Raw genomic sequence first — 18244 nt, 5'->3', positions numbered from 1 at the left:
TGGATTTTTATCATAATGAAACTTTTAATGTTTGGACGATTGAGAAAAATACTATAGACAATACTTAGAGCGACTGACAGAAGGACACGGAATTATTAATCTTAAAAGACCGTAATCATCCTTGTGTAATTATGTGGTTTTAGTAGATTAAAGAAATGAGTGGTGATTCATCTATGTTTACAATTATAAAATATATAAAACCGTACAAATGGTTAGTTGTGTCCATTATAGCGCTCACATTAGCTGGCACCTTATTCGAGCTGTATGTCCCAACTCTGATGGCTAATATAATTGATATCGGGATCGTAAATTCAGATATGCCTTATATTATTCAAACTGGCGCATGGATGTTGGTACTTAGCGTGATGGCAATCCTTGTCACGATATCTAGTAATTATTTGTCCTCCAAAGTTTCTGTTGGATTTGGTAGGGATATACGTCGACACTTGTTTGTCAACGTGGAAAGTTTTTCAGTCGAAACCTATGAGAAGTTTGGTCCTGCATCTCTGATCACTAGAACAACCAATGATATTAAACAAGTACAAGATGTGTTAAATATGGTTTTAGGTATGGCTACTAGAGCACCACTAATGCTTATAGGTGGTACCCTCCTAGCGTTTAGTAGAGATTCTAAATTAAGTTTAATATTTATTGTTGCTCTTCCTCTATTAGTATTGATTATTTTTGTGATTTTTAAAAAAGCAACTCCTCTATTCGTTATGTTGCAGAAAAAGACAGATCGATTGAATTTAGTAATTAGAGAAAGTCTCACTGGAACACGTGTAATCCGAGCTTTTAATCAGGTTACTTATGAAAAAAAGCGTTTTAATGTAGCGAATGAAGACTTTCGTGAAACGGGGACAAAGGTAAATCAAACAATAGCATTATTATTTCCCTTTCTGCAAATAATCATGAACTTTACAAATATAGCTATTGTGTGGTTTGGTGCGATTCGCATTAGCCAAGGTACGATGCAAGTAGGAAACATGATGGCATTCTTGCAATATGCATTAATGATCTTTATGGCATTTGTTATGTTATCGTTTGCCTTTATTATGATTCCACGTGCTCAGGCATCTGCAAACCGGATAAGTGAAGTGTTTAGCGTAGATCCAACGGTTAAGGATCCGAAAAAATCAAGTGAAAATGAAAGTGAAAAAGGGCTAATAAAATTTGAAAATGTTACTTATCGATATGCCGGAGCTGAAAAAGCAGCGATTGAAAACATTTCCTTTGAAGTAAAACAAGGGCAGACGACCGCCATTATTGGTAGTACTGGTTCAGGAAAGTCAACACTAATTAAGCTTATTCCTCGTTTCTATGACCCTGAAGAGGGCAAGGTAATAGTGAACGGAATAGATACACGTGAAATGATACAAAAAAGATTAAGAGAAAAAATAGGTTATGTCCCACAGAAAGCATCGTTATTTAGTGGGACGATAGTAGAAAATCTTCGTGTCGGTAAAGAGGATGCAACAACAGAGGAAATAATGGAAGCACTGACGATAGCCCAGGCAATTGATTTTGTAAAGGAAAAAGAACAAGGTATCTATAGCCTACTGAATCAATCTGGATCTAATTTATCAGGTGGACAAAAGCAACGCCTTTCTATTGCACGAGCACTTCTCCGAAAACCAGAAATTTATATTTTCGATGATAGTTTTTCTGCATTAGATTATAAGACAGATGCTAAGTTAAGACGAACGCTGAAAGAAAGATTAAATGTAACCATGATTATTGTTGGCCAGAGGGTCAGTTCAATTATGAATGCTGATCAAATCATAGTGTTAGACGAAGGGAAAATGGTTGGTAAGGGCACACACGAGTACCTTTTAAAGACGAATATTGTTTATCAAGAAATTGTTTCTTCACAACATATGGGAGGGGAAGTTTCATGAGTAATAAAAAAGAAAAAACAACTGCTTCCTCTCACCAGCCAAAAGGAATGGCGAAACCGAGAGATGTTAAAGGAACGTTAATCCGTTTAACTGGTTATCTTAAGCCAGATTGTAAAATTATAATATTTATTGCTGTTTCTACTATTATAGCAACTTTATTTAATGTCTATTCTCCTAAAGTTTTAGGAGATGCTACAACTTCTATTTTTGATAGTGTAACATCTAATAGCCCGGTAGATTTTGGTTATCTAGGTCAGTTAGTTGTCTTTTTGGCCGTTCTTTATGTACTATCTTCGCTATTTTCATTTTTACAGGCATATTTAATGGCCGGTGTTTCACAACGAGCGGTAGCGACACTACGAAAAGCAGTCAATGAAAAATTTTCGGAATTACCAATAAAATATTTTGACCAGCATTCTCATGGTGATTTGTTGAGTAGAGCTGTGAATGATATAGATAATATTAATAATTCATTTCAACAAGCCATCGGCCAAATTATTACATCGGTTGTGACTGTCATAGGTATTATTGTAATGATGCTTGTGATTAGTCCATTACTAACCCTTGTTATTGCGATCACCGTTCCCTTAAGTTTCCTTGTCATTAGGTTCATCTTCTCAAAGTCTCAAAAGTATTTTAAACAACAACAAGATAATCTGGGTAAGGTGAATGGTCATGTGGAAGAAATGTACTCGGGCCATCAAGTGGTGAAGGCGTATGGCTATGAGCAAAAATCAATTGAACGCTTTGATGAAATGAATGACGAGTTATATACCGTTAGTCAAAAAGCAATATTCATCTCGGGAATTATGAATCCAATGATGAACTTTATTGGAAATCTAGGCTTTGTGTTTGTCAGTATTTTAGGTGGAATCTTTGTTTTAAACGGCAGTATGGTAATTGGGAATTTGCAAGCATTTCTTCAGTACTCCAAACAGATTACACAACCGATGATGCAAGTCGCAGGTATTGCTAACATGATTCAAAATGCATTAGCTTCTGCCGAACGTGTTTTTAATTTATTAGATGAAGAAGAAGAGAAGAGAGAAACAGATGCTGCAATTGATTTGGAATCCATGAAAGGCCAAGTCACATTTGATCACCTTGGTTTTGGCTATGAAAAAGATTCCCTTATAATGAAAGATATCAATGTTGATATCCATGAAGGTCAAAGCGTGGCGATTGTTGGTCCGACTGGGGCCGGGAAAACAACATTAATTAATCTGCTCATGCGGTTTTACCGTCTTAATAGTGGACGCATCTTTGTAGATGGTATTGATCTTAAAGACTTGTCTCGGGAACAAGCAAGAAGTTTGTTTGCCATGGTTCTACAAGACACATGGTTATTTAGTGGGACGATTCGTGAGAATATTGGCTATGGGAAAAAAGGAGCCACAGAAGAAGAAATCCTAGACGCAGCGAAAGCAGCCAACGCAGATGACTTTATCCGAAAACTTCCTGAAGGATACGATACAATGTTAAGCCAAGATGCATCAAATATATCCCATGGACAAAAACAACTTTTAACAATAGCAAGAGCGATTATATCAGATCCAAAAATTCTTATATTAGATGAAGCGACTAGTAGTGTGGATACACGAACAGAATTAAGAATTCAAAAAGCAATGAACCGACTTATGGAAGATCGCACAAGCTTTATTATCGCTCATCGATTATCAACTATTAAAGATGCCGATCTAATCTTAGTAATGAACCACGGTGATATTATTGAGCAAGGAACCCATCAGGAATTATTAGTGCAAAATGGTTTCTATGCTGATATGTATAATAGTCAATTTGAATCAGCGAACATAAGTTGAATGATGAATACTTCCAATGGATAGATACACTCGTTTATAGTCCATCTTGTAGGTTTTAAATTACTCATATCCTACAAAAGAGTCTTAAAAGTGTATAAAAACAATGTATGGAGTTGCTCATAACGCATTTTCGTTTATGGTGGCAATAGTAGCATACTTTGCAGCTGGTCCTGTAGGTCTTGGAACTGTTGTTGCTTCATTTATTAATACTGGTACTCGGATTTTAGATGGTATTACAGATCCAATTATCGATTTGCTTGTTGATAAAACAAAGGATAGCCTCATTTTTTTAATTTTATTGAACTAGATAAAAGAGAATTAATCCAAATCACCACCAGCTGATGGAGTGGATGAACGTGATCAGCACCTTGTTAACAAGAGGATGGAATAGATGCTGCTATAGCAGCTAGCATGAAGGCTATTGGCACTTTTTCAGCTTCAAGATACTCGAAAACACAATTACCATATGTAGATTTAATTGATGTGAACATAAAAAGTTCTTTCGTGAAAAAAAAGTAGAGGTTTAGTAGTTCGGTTATTTATAAAAAAAGCACCAAGTTATCATAAAGATGTGGAGGGAGACTTTATAATAAATATAAGAAACAAGAATTATTTCCTCGAGACTAGCTATGATAATAACTTATTAGTGTAATTAGAGAGGAGAATTTATGTTAAGAAAAAATATTGACCAAAATTGGGAATTTATTAACGGTAAGCCGTTTATGGTACCAGGCTATGGCCAACCGGGGAAAACAGTCCATTTACCGCATGATTTCACCATTGAAACGGACACGAATCCAGAGGCACCAGGAGGTCAGTTAACTGGTTATTACGGAGGAGGAGTAGGAACCTACACAAAGATACTAGAAATTCCCGAGGAATATGAAGGTAAAAGAGTATTAGTGGAGTTTGACGGTGTCTACATGAACCCAACAGTCATTTTAAACGGTCATGTGGTAGCAAGACACCATTACGGCTATTCTCCGTTTCACGCGGACCTTACTCCTTATATCAAGACAGGAAAGAAGAATCGTCTGGCAGTTATAGTAAATAATGATGCTCAACCTAATTCGCGCTGGTATTCTGGATCAGGTATTTACCGCCATGTTGATTTAATTACAGCTCCAAAGACACATATAGCCCCATGGGGAATCTACGCTCGTGCTTCACATGTTGTCAATGGTACTGCATTTGTAGTGGTTGAGACAACCTTAGAGAATCATACTGGCGAAGATAATAATATATGGCTAGATATTCAGATAGCAAAAGATATTGATAACTCTCTTGCTGGCACTGGTAGAGTGAAAGTGCACGTGCCAGCTGGAGAAAAGGCTGTTGGACAAGTGAAAATCGCTGTTGAAAATGCTGAACTTTGGGACATTGATTCCCCGAATCTTTATAAGATTACTGCTAAATTATGCAGTAAAAAATCTGTGATTGACAGCGAGATTACTACGTTTGGAATTAGAACGATTTCCGTTGATACCAAAAATGGTTTTATGCTAAATGGGAGAACGCTAAACCTTAAAGGTGGTTGTGTACATCATGATAATGGCATTCTTGGTGCTAAATCCTTTAAGGATAGTGAATATCGTAGAATGAAAATTCATAAAGATAACGGGTTTAATGCCATTCGATTTTCCCATAATCCAATGTCGAGGGATATGTTAGATGCATGTGACCGCTTGGGGTTACTCGTCATCAATGAAGCTTTTGATGTTTGGACGATGGAGAAAAATACTCATGATTATAGTCAATACTTCGAGAGCGACTGGCAGAAGGATATGGAATCATTCATTTTAAGAGATCGTAACCATCCTTGCGTAATTATGTGGTCAACAGGTAATGAAGTTCCTGAGCGCGGTGGTTTGTCTAACGGTAATAATTGGGCAGCAAAGATTGCTGATTTTGTTCGTAAGTTAGATACGACTCGTCCAATTACTAATTCTATACCTTCTTTCTTTAATGGACTTGAAGATGAAGATCAATCGAAGTTTTTTCAGGATCTCATGGAGAATTCCAAAAAGCAAGGTGGAGGGATTATCAACTTAGATGGTGAGTTCGGACAGAAAATATGGGGTGATTACACAGAAGCTTATGCAGCTCCATTAGATGTAGTCGGCTATAATTATCTGAGTCATCAATACGAGGCAACAATAAAGTCTTATCCTAACCGAGTGATATGTTCAACGGAAAGCAAACCGATGGAGATGTTTGAATACTGGAGTGAAGTTGAGCGTTTACCCAATTTAATTGGTGATTTCACTTGGACGAGTTTTGATTACATTGGTGAAGCGGGTCTTGGTAGACAAGATTACTATGATGATCCAGAGGAAGCTGCTAAGTCTAATAAAAAAAATCATATCGCAGAGTATCCTTGGCGTCTTGCGGGAGGAGCCGACATTGATTTGTGTGGATTTGAGCGTCCGCAGCTTGCTTATCGCAGAGTATTATGGGGGGGAGAGGAGACTTTTATAGCTACACATAATCCTAAAAACCATGGAAAGACGGAGGTTTTAGGACGTTGGGCATGGCCGGATTGTGAGAATCATTGGAGCTGGTCAGGATATGAAGGGAAGCCTATTCGCGTGGATGTTTACTCGGCGGCTGAGGAAGTGGAATTAATCTTAAACGGAAAGAGTCTTGGGAAAAAGCCTTCAGGTAAAGCCAATCACTTAACTGCAAAGTTCAACCTAACTTTTGAACCGGGAACTTTGGAAGCTATTAGTTATATAAAAGGTCATAAGGTTTCTTCTGACATATTATCAACAGCTGGTGAGCCAGTAGGAATTCGAATTGTTCCTGACAAGGAAGAGGTTTCTTCTGATGGACAATCACTAGTCCATGCTGTTGTAGAAGTAGTTGATAAAGAAGGGAGATTAGTTCCTACATCTAACTTAAAGGCAACAGCTAAAGTAGACGGTGCAGCAACCTTAGAGGCATTTGGAACTGGTAAACGACAAACGACCGAAAACTATACGACTGGTAAGTTTACTACCTATAAAGGGAAACTTCTCGCAATAGTTCGTGCTGGCTACGAGTCCGGTACATCTGAATTAAAGATTGGCATTGAAGGACTTGAGAGCGATTCTATTCCTATAAAATTGAAGTGAATTAACATGCATCTATATAGGGAGGTCTTGGTAGGTAGTAATTCTTGCGGACCAATCCAATAGATCAATATAAGCTTCTAGCAGAGCCAGCTCAACTGGAATAAATCATTCGTCCATTCAGTAATGGTGTGCATTTTCTGTTTACACTAAGTGGTAAAACTACCGAAATAGATTTAACTCAAAAATGTGGAATAATGCAAGCTCATTTTAAGAGATTGCTAACAATTTAAGTAAATAAAATAAATAAGCTAAGTAAAAGGGAGTTATATATGAGAAAACAAGTATTTAATCCATTTCTACCGAGCAATGAATATGTTCCAGATCCAGAGGCACATGTATTTGATGACAGGCTTCATATTTTTGGAAGTCATGACATCTTTGGGGGAGATGACTATTGCCTGGGAGACTATGTATGCTGGTCTGCTCCAGTAAATGACCTGTCTGACTGAAAATATGATGGAGTAATTTATAGAAAAGATCAACATCCATATGAAATTGGAACAGGTAACTTATATGCACCAGATGTAGCAAAAGGTCCAGATGGTCGTTACTATTTATATTATTCTGTAGCTGACTCTTCCATTATTTCAGTGGCAGTATGTGATACTCCTGCCGGTCAATATAAGTATTACGGGGACGTGCGGGATAAGAATGGCCATATTACTGGTAGTGTTAAATCTGATTATTTCGAATTTGACCCAGCGGTGTTAGTAGATACTGATGGACTAATTTATCTGTACTCTGGTTCCGGTCAAAAAAGTAATGAAAAAGTTGGAAATCCAGTTGTAGGTTCCTTCGTTCGCAAGCTGGATACGGATATGCGTACAGTTATAACTGAATCCAAAATTATTATGCATGCAGATGAAGATAGAACAAAGCCAAACTTTTTTGAGGGTTCATCTGTCCGAAAGATTAATGATTTGTATTACTTTTTTTACTTTGCTACTGATATTTCTAGGTTAAATTATTGTACGAGCAAATATCCTGACCGTGATTTTGTATATCGTGGACGCGTGCATTCATCTGCAGACCTAGGATTAAATGGTCGAACAACAAAGAATGCAGCCAATGAGATTGGTAATAATCATGGAAGCATAGAATGTGTAAATGGCGAGTACTACGTATTTAATCACCGTAATACAAATCGCAATCTATATTCCAGACAAACAGTAGCAGAGCCAATAATAATACAACCAAATGGTAGTATTAACCAAGTAGAGAGCACTAGTTGTGGGCTTAATGGGGGAACACTAATAGGAAAAGGGGAATATTCTGCATATATTGCCTGCAATCTTATGAATGAAAAGATAGATGGAGTGCGCAATCCACTAACAGGGCCTTATATAACTCAAGAAGAAGTAATAGATATGGAGCTTCCTATACAATATGTTAGTGATATTAAACATGGTTGTCTCGCCGGTTTTAAATACTTTCAAATCAAAGATGTCAACAAAATTGCAATAAAAATTCGTGGGAATGCTAAGGGTAAAATGAAAGTGCTCATAGAAGATGAAGGTGATTCAATCACAGAGATTACAGTAAATTGTAACTCAAATGAATGGATTATTTGTCAAAATACGCTTTCTATTAGCGATGATATTTATCCTATTTACTTTCTATTTGAAGGGGAAGGGTCACTTGACATTCTATCGTTTACTATTTCATAAATTAAAAGATTAAGCTGCTTATTTAATGTTAAATGCTTTTTATAATCCAAAGATATGCATAAAGATTACTTTATGTATATCTTTTTGATTACCTAACTATAAATATGATAAAAAATATCTATAGATAGTAGACTGTAATGAAATTAATAGTATCATAAATCAAACTTAGAAATTTATTAAACAAGATGAGAGTAAAGCGATGGATATTTCCTACAATGAAATGTCTCAAGACTATAACTTATGTTAAAGAAGGCATCTTTTCGACTTTATCTTAGCTCTCTATTTATAAAACTAATTCATTTAAAGTATAATTAATAATCAAAAGCTAACTAACACACAAAAAATAGTACTAGTCTACAATACCTGGGGGGGGGATTAGTCGTATGCTTTTGTAAGCGCTCTCGTAATATGAGAGCAAAGAAAGGATGAAGTATTGGAAAGGTATGACCAATTAGAGATCATCTAACAACAAAGGAATAAATTAAAAAATATAACTATTCCACCAAAAAAGAAACTAACATACAATACTAAGCGATTTAAAAACATTATATTGTGTGTAAGCGCATTATTTAGAACATAGAGATAAGGGGATAAGTAGTACCCTGAAATCGAGGCTGTTATATGTCTTTATTATTTGTTTAATAAACAAACTAAATTATGAAAGCGATTACTAACAATCGATTTAGTAAAACAGTTTGGGCGGAATGGTGTTCTAACTTATGGTTATATTTGAAAATATGAAAGTGGGAGTGAAGAGAAATGTCAGCGATAAACACACAAGGTGAAATGCTAACGGAAAGGCAAGATGCAAGTAGTGCAAAAAAATGGGAATTGATTCTGTATCCATTAACTGCGTTAGGAGGTAATTGCTTTATGTTGTTGATGATGATAGTTTCCTTTTATGCAGCAGGCATTGTGGGTCTAGGAACTGTCATTGCTTCATTTATTATAACAGGCTCAAGGGTTTTAGATGGATTTTTGGATCCATTTATGGGGTATTTGGTTGATAAAACAAATGGCAAGTTGGGGAAGGTGAAACTCTTTTTACTTCTTGGTTTCGTGGTAATGTCTATTTCAACCGCATTAATTTACTATACCGCTTACCTTGTACCTGATGAAATGCGAACGGTTTACTTTATGGGGTTGTATGCATTATATATTATTGGTTACACGTTGTATGTAATAGCAGCCAGGTCAGGATATGCTATTTTAACAAAAGATCCAAAACAACGCCCTATTTTTGGAGCAGCCGAAGCCATTTATATGTCTTTTTTCGCAGCAGGAGGAGCAATTTATTTATCTAGCTATTTGGCTCCTAAGTATGGTGGCTTTAGTGATCCTGGATTGTTCCAGGAGTTTACTCTTGTCGTTATTGCAGTAGCAGGTACATGTATGGCAATTGGTCTATTTGTTATTTGGCCTAAAGACCGTATAGAGAATTACGGAGATGGTAATCCAGTAATTATTAAATTTAAAGATATGTGGCCTATATTAAAGGGTAACCGACCACTTCAGATGTTTATAGTTGCGGCAGCAACAGATAAACTAAGTATGCAAATTCAAGGTAATCAAGTGATTAATGTGATGTTATTCGGTATTATAATGGGAAACTTTGCATTATTGGGCACAGTAACATCGATTGCAATAATACCTAATATATTATTAATCGTATTTGGAATGCGTTATGCGAGTAAAGTTGGTTTGAAAAAGGGACTAGTAGCTACAACTTGGCTAGCTATCTTTGCTACAACTCTATTGGTCGTAGTTCTGTGGTTAGGTGATCCGACCCAAATCGCTTTTAATGATTGGGGTTTTATGACAATTGCTTTCTTAGTTTTATTCTTAATAGCCGGTGCAGCTAGATCTTTAGCAACTGCATATGTTGTACCTATGATACCAGAAATTATTGATTACGAGGCTTACAGATCAAAACGTTTTACACCAGGAATAGTCACTTCCCTTTACACATTCGTTGATAAATTAGTATCTTCATTAGCACAAACAGTTATAGGTTTAGTTTTAGCCATGATCGGTTTTAGGGCTGCATTTCCAGACCTTGATACACCATACTCAGAAACCTTATTCTGGGTGACAATGTTCTTAGCTTTTGGTGTGCTAATTATAGGGTGGATTGCAACACTAATTGCCATGAAGTTCTATAAATTAGATAAAGCAAAAATGGATGAAATTGCAGAAGTATTAGAGGCGCGCCGTCAAGAAAATATGGATGCTGGTTAATGATTTCAATAAGTAAAATAATTGCCTACCGATTAACTTTCGTGTTGGTAATTATTTAATCTTACGGGAGAATGAGTAGAAGATGTCGGTCTTTGAAATTATGGTATTTTTTGGAGGGTAACAAAAATGGAACAAAAAAAAGATATAATCGAAAACATTTTGCAAGAGCTAGAATTCCAAAAGCCGTATGTGGATGTAGATGAATGGAGAGAAGGTTCGGTACGGTATCATTATATCCATGGTGGATTTGAGGGCACAGAAGTTAGATTCTCTTTATACTTTCCTGATGAAAAAGACTATCTAAGGCGTTTTTTCCACTTTGTTGCACCTGTTCAAGGTAATGAGGATGCTTCGCAACAACTTAAAGGAATCGTAGATAAAATTGGTTTTGCAATTATGAATGGCGCTTATTTTGTTGAATCCAATATGGGAGGACCTGAAGCCAAAGGTGAGACCCTTTACCGAAGTAGTGCAGCTGTTGCAGAGTATTCGCGTTTAATCGCTGCTAAGTTATATGGTCAACATCGTCCTTATGGGTATATCTATGGGGGAAGCGGGGGTGGCTTCAAGACGATGAGCTGTTTTGAAAATACGAATGCTTGGGACGGAGCGGTACCATATGTTATTGGGTCACCTATGGCAATACCGAGTGTATTTACTGTTCGTGCCCATGCATTGCGTGTTCTCAGAAACAAGCTCCCGATGATTGCAGATGCAATCGAACCTGGAGGCAGCGACGATATTTATGCTGGTCTCAATCAGGAAGAAAAAGAGGCATTAGAAGAAGCAACAAAAATGGGGTTTCCGAAGAGGTCATGGTTTTTACAGGAAAGTATTGGTTTAGGAGCATTTCCGATTTTTGTTCCAATGATGGAGCAAGTTGATCCTGAATATTTTACAGACTTTTGGATGAAGCCTGGTTATCTGGGTGCAGACCCTAATGGTTCGGCTGTAAGAGATCGAATTCAACACAAGACAGTTATTACCGAAACCCACTTAGTAAACTTTAAAAATAGAGAAGAAAAAACGGGTGTTGATGATGCTTGGCAAAGACTGCAAGCAATGGACACTTCAAATGTCCAACCATGGATGAAGCTAGAGAGTGTACCTGAGGGAGATGTATACTTAACAGGTGCAAAAATTGTAATCCTAAGCGGTGATGCCGCAGGTTTTAAGCTACCGCTAGACAAATTAGAAGGGGATAAAGCGTTTGTTGGGGTTGGTTATGAGAAGGAGAATATGATTGAAATCCTTGAAAAGGTAAAGCCAGGTGATGAGATTATGCTAGATAACTCCAATTTTATAGCAGTTCAAACCTATCACCGCCACCAAGTTCCATCTTCTGATTACAAGGTATGGGACCAGTTCCGAAACGGCGATGGCGAACCTTTGTATCCACAGCGCCCGTTCCTGATTGGTCCTATGATTACACGTGGAGGTTCTGGTTCTCTACAGAGCGGTCGTTTCAATGGAAAAATGATAGTGGTTGCAACCCTCTTAGACCATGATGCTTATCCATGGCAGCCAGATTGGTACCGTAGTAAGGTAAGGGAAAATCTAGGGGAGAAGGAGTCGGAGCATTTCCGGATTTGGTATATCGATCATGCACCGCATGGCGATTATGAAAAAACATTGGATGATCTGCATCTAGTCGGTTACCTTGGAGCTCTTCATCAAGCACTACTTGATCTCAGTGATTGGGTCGAACGAGGCGTAGCTCCAGTTGAAAGTAGCAAATATATGGTGGAAGATGGCCAAGTTTCTATTCCGCCCAAAGCAAATGAGCGGAAAGGAATTCAACCGACAGTTGAATTAATGGCTAACGGTGAAAAAAGCATCGTTGTTGCAGCCGGTGAACCTGTCCATTTTACAGCAGAAATAGAAGTAATATCAAATGACGGTCAATTAACAAAGGTAGAATGGAATTTCGAGGGAGAATCTGAGGACTACATTGAAGGTGAGTTTACCAACATGATTTATGATGGATCAGTTTTAAGTACAAAAGCAGAGCATACTTTCTCTCGTCCGGGCACATATTTCCCAGTGTTACGTGTACAGTCAAATCGTCATGGTGACGCCAAGAATATCTTCACCCAAATACAAAACATTGGGCGTGTCCGTGTAATTGTAAATTCTACTTCGGGCAAAGAGTAATCAATTTATCAATTTGTCCGTTTGAAAAGAACCTTAAATAAACATTTGCAATTAAGGGAATTTAATGAGTAAGAAAAAAGCGAGAAGGTATCATATTATGCTGCTGGTATCGTAGTTTGAGATCAGGCTGTCGAGAAAATGTCTCGACAGCCTGATTTTTTGACTTTTCTAGCAACTTTAATCTTGGGGGATTCTTCGTGTTTCCAACTTATATCGATGACAAAGCGACGAAGATGTTTTTTTGGATTTATATTAAAGCTATCTGGTTATTGTGTTCATATATTTTTTAAGAGACGGCTCACTTTCTATTTTAGAAAGAAACCGTCTCTTAATGAATTGTAGACCTATGAATCAAGTTTTAGCATAATTGCAGTCTAACTATGAATGATAGTAAGTTAATTAACAGTCACTTTTGAGGAAAATACTTTTCGACCTATCAATCTTTCTTCTCCTATAATCTCAAAGGGACTGTTTAATCGTATATCCTCCGATGAAGCTCCTATATAAAGTTCCATCTCACCTGGTTCTACCACTTGTTTCATATCGATATTATGAAAAGCCAGCTGAGCCATATCAACAGTGAACGTAACTGTTCTTTCTTCGTTTACATCCAAGCTAACTCGTTTAAATCCAACCAGTTGTTTGGTAGGTCGAGCGATACTACTATGGCAGTCTCTAACATATAGTTGAGCAACCTCATCACCTGAACAGCTACCAACATTCTTAATCGTAAATGTTACCTGTAGTTTTTCGTCGATAGATACTTCTTTATCTAAACTCAGATTATTATATTCATAAGTCGTATAACTTAATCCATAACCAAACGGAAATAATGGTGTATTGTTATCATGATTAATGTACTCAGCCCATTCGTTGGTATCCACAAAGAATGGTAATCTGCTATGGTACATCGGAATTTGTCCTTTGTCCTTTAAGACTGTTACTGGTAGTTTACCGCTTGGGTTGTTCTTACCGGTTAACGTATTCACAATTGCTTGAGCACCAGTTTGTGCTGGTAACCACGAATAAAGTACTGCTTGACTTTTTTCATGAATTTCTGGAGTAGATAAAGGTCTTCCATCTACAATAATGGATATTACGGGCTTGTTTAAATTAAAGACTTCTGCCATCATATCCAATTGGGGTTTCTCGAGATTGATATTGGTGTTATCCTTATTTTCTCCAGCTGTTGCATCAGGTGCTCGCATACTTTCTTTTCCACCTAGAATTGCAATGACAATGTCAGCTTGCTCAACAGCTTTCTTAACCTCTTGTAAACCGCCCTCAATTGGTTTCTTTATATCGCAGCCTTTGGCATAAAGAACGTTCTCTTTGCCGAATACTTCTTCTAACCTATTTTTAACCGTACTGCAATTTGGGTAATAGGTGTTAATGAATTCATCGATAGTGTTATATACCTTGTTTGATTTCGAACGGTTCTTTTTTAGCATATCAATGATTTGTACTTTTTGTTCCGGTGAAGGCTGCTTATCAAAAACAATACCTCTTGATTTTAGCATTTCTTTATGTTCTGAGATGACCGCATCATAAGCCATTTTAATGAAATTATCATTCTCAGAACGATCAAAATCAGCTGTCGTTGTATCTGCTGTTCCAACGGATGAATAACCTCCAAAGAAGTTTACTTTATTATCAGCAGATGGGCCAATTACTGCTATTTTTAGTTTCTGATTTAGTGGCAAAATGTCATTATCATTTTTTACTAACACCATTGATTTCTCAGCAATTTCCTGCGATAGTTCTTGATTTTCTACTTTGTTTATTTCTTCTAGGAAATCACCTTCTTGATAAGGATTCTCAAATAATCCTAGTCTAAATTTAGTCTCTAATACTCTTTTAACGGAGCGATCAATATACTCGATTTCCAATTCGCCAGCTTCTACTGCTGTCTCTAAGTATCGGTAACAGGTATTATTGGGCTGTTCAACATCCATTCCAGCCTTAAGTGCCATAACAGCTGATTCTTTTTGTGTTTTTGCAACGCGATAACGTGCATTTGCATGACTAACACTACCATAATCTGCAACCGTAAGTCCCGAAAATCCTAGTTTCTCACGTAATACATCAGTCAGTAACCACTTTGACGTAGATACAGCTTGTTCATTTAATATACCGTAGCTATTCATGATCCCGCTAACTTTACCATCATGTATTGCTGCTTCAAATGGGAAGCAATAGGTATCAAACAACTTTCGATCTGAGATTTGTTGCTCTCCTCCATTACGGCCACCTTCTGTGTTACCATATCCAACGAAATGTTTGGCAGCTGCCATCACTTGGTTGTCTCCTTGAATCCCTTTGACATAGGATGTACCCATTTGTGCAACTAAGTAAGGGTCCTCCCCATAAGTTTCCCCAATTCTTCCCCATCTTGGATCACGTCCTAAATCGAATAGTGGAGAGTGTACTGCTCTAATACCAAAGGCCATTAATTGTTTTTTAACAACTTCACCTATTTTTTTTGCTAATTCCGGTTCCCAAGTAGAAGCAACATTCAACGATTGTGGGAAGGTGGTTGCACCCGGTATTTGAGCACCGGCAATCCCTTCATTATGTGCGAGTACTGGAATTCCTAATCTAGTTTCTTCAACAAAAAACTGCTGAATACGATTCAAAGTTTCCATATCTTTTTGTGTGTCCCCGGTTTGGGAACTATTTAAAAAAGCTAGTGTACCAACGCCATGTTCAAAATTATCATTAGCGTTTTTAATGGGATCCATTTGTCCGTGATTCACCATACAATACAACTGAGCGACTTTTTCTTTTAGTGTCATTCGTTGTAGCAGATCTTCGACTCTTTCTGAGGTGCTCATATTAGCGTCTTTGAAAAGCATTATATTTCCTCCTTTTTATAAATAAAACTAACGACTTACACTAAAATTATAGAACAAATAAAACAACGGCAATATCATTATTGTTGTTTTTGTTGTAAAATTGTGTTGTGTTGTTAATTATATAAAAATGAAATATTATGGTGGGGATATAATGAGTAGAGAAAATCGTTTAAATAAAAATCTTTCTATCCAATCGGAACATGGAAAAGATTATTCTGAAAAGAGTACACACCTAAAACAGCTACTAATTAGTTCTATTGTTACCGGTGATATGGGTCTTTTCCAACAGGTAAAAAACCAAGCAGAACAAATAGAAGACATAAAGGTTATTATAAATGAAGAAATAGATGTCCAAAGACTATATATCGCCTCAACGGTTGCTTCATTTGTTGAGATAGCAATAAAACAAGGCTTACCTAAAGATGTGGCGGAAAATGCCAAAAGAAAGTACTTCGTAAACATTGCGCATTGTGACAGCAAAGTAGAATTAGAGCAATACTATTATAAAGTCGTGGAAGAACTGATTACTGGAATGAAGAAGTACTCCATGAAAAAGTATTCACCAATTGTAAAGATGGCGATTGAGAACATCCATAACAATAAATTTCATTCTATCTTCGCAAAAGATATTGCCCTCGCCATAAATTCCAATCGTAGTTACCTTTCAAAGAAATTCAAAGAGGAAACTGAATCTACAATAACTGACTATATTCATAAAGTGAAAATAGATTTTGCAATTGAACTAATGGAAACCAATTTTTATAAATTTAATGAGGTTGCTGATTTATTGGGATATACAAGCTATTCTTATTTTAGCAGGGTGTTTAAAAAAATCTATAAAAAAACACCTTATGAGTATATGGAGAGCCCGAAAAACTGACAGCTGCATGAATGATTTTAACTTATATAATCATGCTACAGAGGTTTTACTTTGTAAGTGATAATATTCTCCGAACTGATTCATAGTTGTAGTAATTTTAGATTTTCTATATTTTATAATTAGTGTAGATAACCCAGTAGATTGGGTTATTTTTTGTTGTCATCCCCAAAAATAAACTACACTCAACTACTAAAATAACTACTAAAATACCATAACTAATTAAAGTTTATTGATAAAGTGTAAGAAAGATAATAATTTTTTATATAGGAAGGGGTATTAATTATGAAAATTGCTTTAATTGCCCACGACAAGAAGAAAGATCGATTGCTTCATTTTACACGATCGTACTTATCGTACTTAGAAAAGCACACACTGTTTGCTACTGGTACAACGGGAGCATTGATTCATGAAAAGACAGGATTAGATATTCATTGTTTTCGATCAGGTCCTCTTGGTGGTGACCAAGAAATAGGAGCCATGGTAGCTAATAATGAAATGGATATGGTCATATTTTTCAGAGATCCGTTAACAGCCCAACCACATGAACCGGATATTACCGCTTTGATGAGATTATGTGACGTGTACGACATTCCACTAGCTACAAATATGGGGTCAGCGGAGATTCTAATTCTATCATTGGAACGAGGAGATTTAGAATGGCGTAATATTATCCATGAAGACAAAGAAAAAGAATATTTGAAAAAAAGTTTATTTTTTGAGTCAATCAAGTCTCATTTCTATGGATAAATGAATGTAATAAAAAACGTAACTAAGCTAAACGGCGAAATAGGTAGATTTAAAACCTCTTTCGGGAAGAGGAATAAATCATGCAATATCAATAGTAACAGATTGATTATCATTCAAATTAGCCAATTAAAACCTTTACACCCGCATACAGTCGAACGATTCCATATTATTGGCATGAAGATATAGAGATTTTACTCATGGGAGAATTAATAAGAAAATGATGGATAGAGTACTTAGGCTAATCAATCTTGGGTACTAAATTTAATAATATTGGCTTTATGATAAAGGTCAGTATCTAGTTTTGGATGCTGACCTTTATTAATGATAAAACATCCATTTCCGGGTGTTATTGATAGACTTCTCTAGTAATGTTGGTAAAAAAACTGTCAAAATAATAAAAAAAATGTTTTGTTTTACGAAGTGGACATTTTTTTAACTATATAAGCAAGATATTAATTGTCTGAATATTCAATGCTAGTATAATAAGTATCATATCATGGAATCTAAAAGGTAATGATGGGAGGTTCAATAATTTATGCGGAGAGAGGTGGCTATACCAATATAGTAAGTAATAACACAGTAGAGGTAGATAATGGTATTTTGCAAACGTTATCATTTTGTGCGACGTTCATGAGATGATATGGGATAAAGGTACTCGATAGTTGTGGTGTTGATTTGAATTTAGTCTGAATTAGTCATTTTTCTTAACTACTATGATAAAAAATACAGCTTTTATTCGATAAAGATGGGGATCTAGTTATATCTATTTTAATTTTAAAATGAAGTTTCTTATTTCTTAACCTTTTACATGGAATTAGAAAATGTTTATGAGTAAGAAAGATGAAAAAAGGATAAATAAGCATTGGATTATT

At 36.3% G+C, this 18244-nt stretch carries 11 protein-coding genes; 10 read left to right on the top strand and 1 reads right to left on the bottom strand.

All coding sequences use genetic code 11. The features are described 5' to 3' along the window. Positions 1-173: 173 nt before the first annotated feature. The 8 genes from CEF18_RS14650 (at position 174) to CEF18_RS14615 (ending at position 12890) form a co-directional block, all read left to right on the top strand. Positions 174-1898, top strand: a complete 1725-nt coding sequence (locus tag CEF18_RS14650) for an ABC transporter ATP-binding protein (protein ID WP_110937148.1) — start codon at positions 174-176, stop codon at positions 1896-1898. After that, positions 1895-3718, top strand: a complete 1824-nt coding sequence (locus CEF18_RS14645; RefSeq protein ID WP_110937147.1) for an ABC transporter ATP-binding protein — start codon at positions 1895-1897, stop codon at positions 3716-3718. The genes CEF18_RS14650 and CEF18_RS14645 overlap by 4 nt, the downstream gene beginning before the upstream one ends. A gap of 103 nt (positions 3719-3821) precedes the next feature. Next, positions 3822-4025, top strand: coding sequence for a hypothetical protein (locus CEF18_RS14640; RefSeq protein ID WP_110937146.1), 204 nt, complete (start codon positions 3822-3824; stop codon positions 4023-4025). 361 nt (positions 4026-4386) lie between these two features. After that, entirely contained in the window at positions 4387-6831 is a 2445-nt protein-coding gene (locus CEF18_RS14635; protein ID WP_110937145.1) for a glycoside hydrolase family 2 TIM barrel-domain containing protein, read from the top strand. Between the two features lie 269 nt (positions 6832-7100). Beyond that, positions 7101-7280, top strand: a complete 180-nt coding sequence (locus CEF18_RS14630; protein ID WP_110937144.1) for a hypothetical protein — start codon at positions 7101-7103, stop codon at positions 7278-7280. 15 nt (positions 7281-7295) lie between these two features. After that, positions 7296-8498 carry a family 43 glycosylhydrolase gene (locus CEF18_RS14625; protein ID WP_110937143.1) on the top strand — a complete coding sequence of 401 codons (1203 nt, stop codon included), beginning with the start codon at positions 7296-7298 and terminating at the stop codon, positions 8496-8498. Between the two features lie 759 nt (positions 8499-9257). Continuing rightward, positions 9258-10736 (top strand): MFS transporter, encoded by a 1479-nt coding sequence (locus tag CEF18_RS14620; protein ID WP_110937142.1) that lies wholly within the window; start codon positions 9258-9260, stop codon positions 10734-10736. 126 nt (positions 10737-10862) lie between these two features. After that, on the top strand, positions 10863-12890 hold the full coding sequence (locus CEF18_RS14615; protein WP_110937141.1) for a PKD domain-containing protein: 2028 nt from the start codon (positions 10863-10865) through the stop codon (positions 12888-12890). A gap of 395 nt (positions 12891-13285) precedes the next feature. Here the strand turns inward: CEF18_RS14615 and CEF18_RS14610 are convergent, their stop codons facing one another. Continuing rightward, positions 13286-15745 (bottom strand): glycoside hydrolase family 3 N-terminal domain-containing protein, encoded by a 2460-nt coding sequence (locus tag CEF18_RS14610; protein ID WP_110937140.1) that lies wholly within the window; start codon positions 15743-15745, stop codon positions 13286-13288. A gap of 151 nt (positions 15746-15896) precedes the next feature. Here CEF18_RS14610 and CEF18_RS14605 point away from each other — a divergent pair, with 151 nt between their 5' ends. Then, on the top strand, positions 15897-16625 hold the full coding sequence (locus CEF18_RS14605) for a helix-turn-helix domain-containing protein (protein ID WP_183041195.1): 729 nt from the start codon (positions 15897-15899) through the stop codon (positions 16623-16625). Between the two features lie 282 nt (positions 16626-16907). Then, positions 16908-17372 carry a methylglyoxal synthase gene (gene mgsA, locus CEF18_RS14600; RefSeq protein ID WP_110937138.1) on the top strand — a complete coding sequence of 155 codons (465 nt, stop codon included), beginning with the start codon at positions 16908-16910 and terminating at the stop codon, positions 17370-17372. Positions 17373-18244: the final 872 nt, after the last annotated feature.

Origin of the sequence: Salipaludibacillus neizhouensis (assembly GCF_002886185.1) — a bacterium.
GTDB classification, from domain to species: Bacteria; Bacillota; Bacilli; order Bacillales; family Salisediminibacteriaceae; genus Salipaludibacillus; species Salipaludibacillus neizhouensis.
This window is presented reverse-complemented; position numbering and strand designations above follow the sequence as displayed.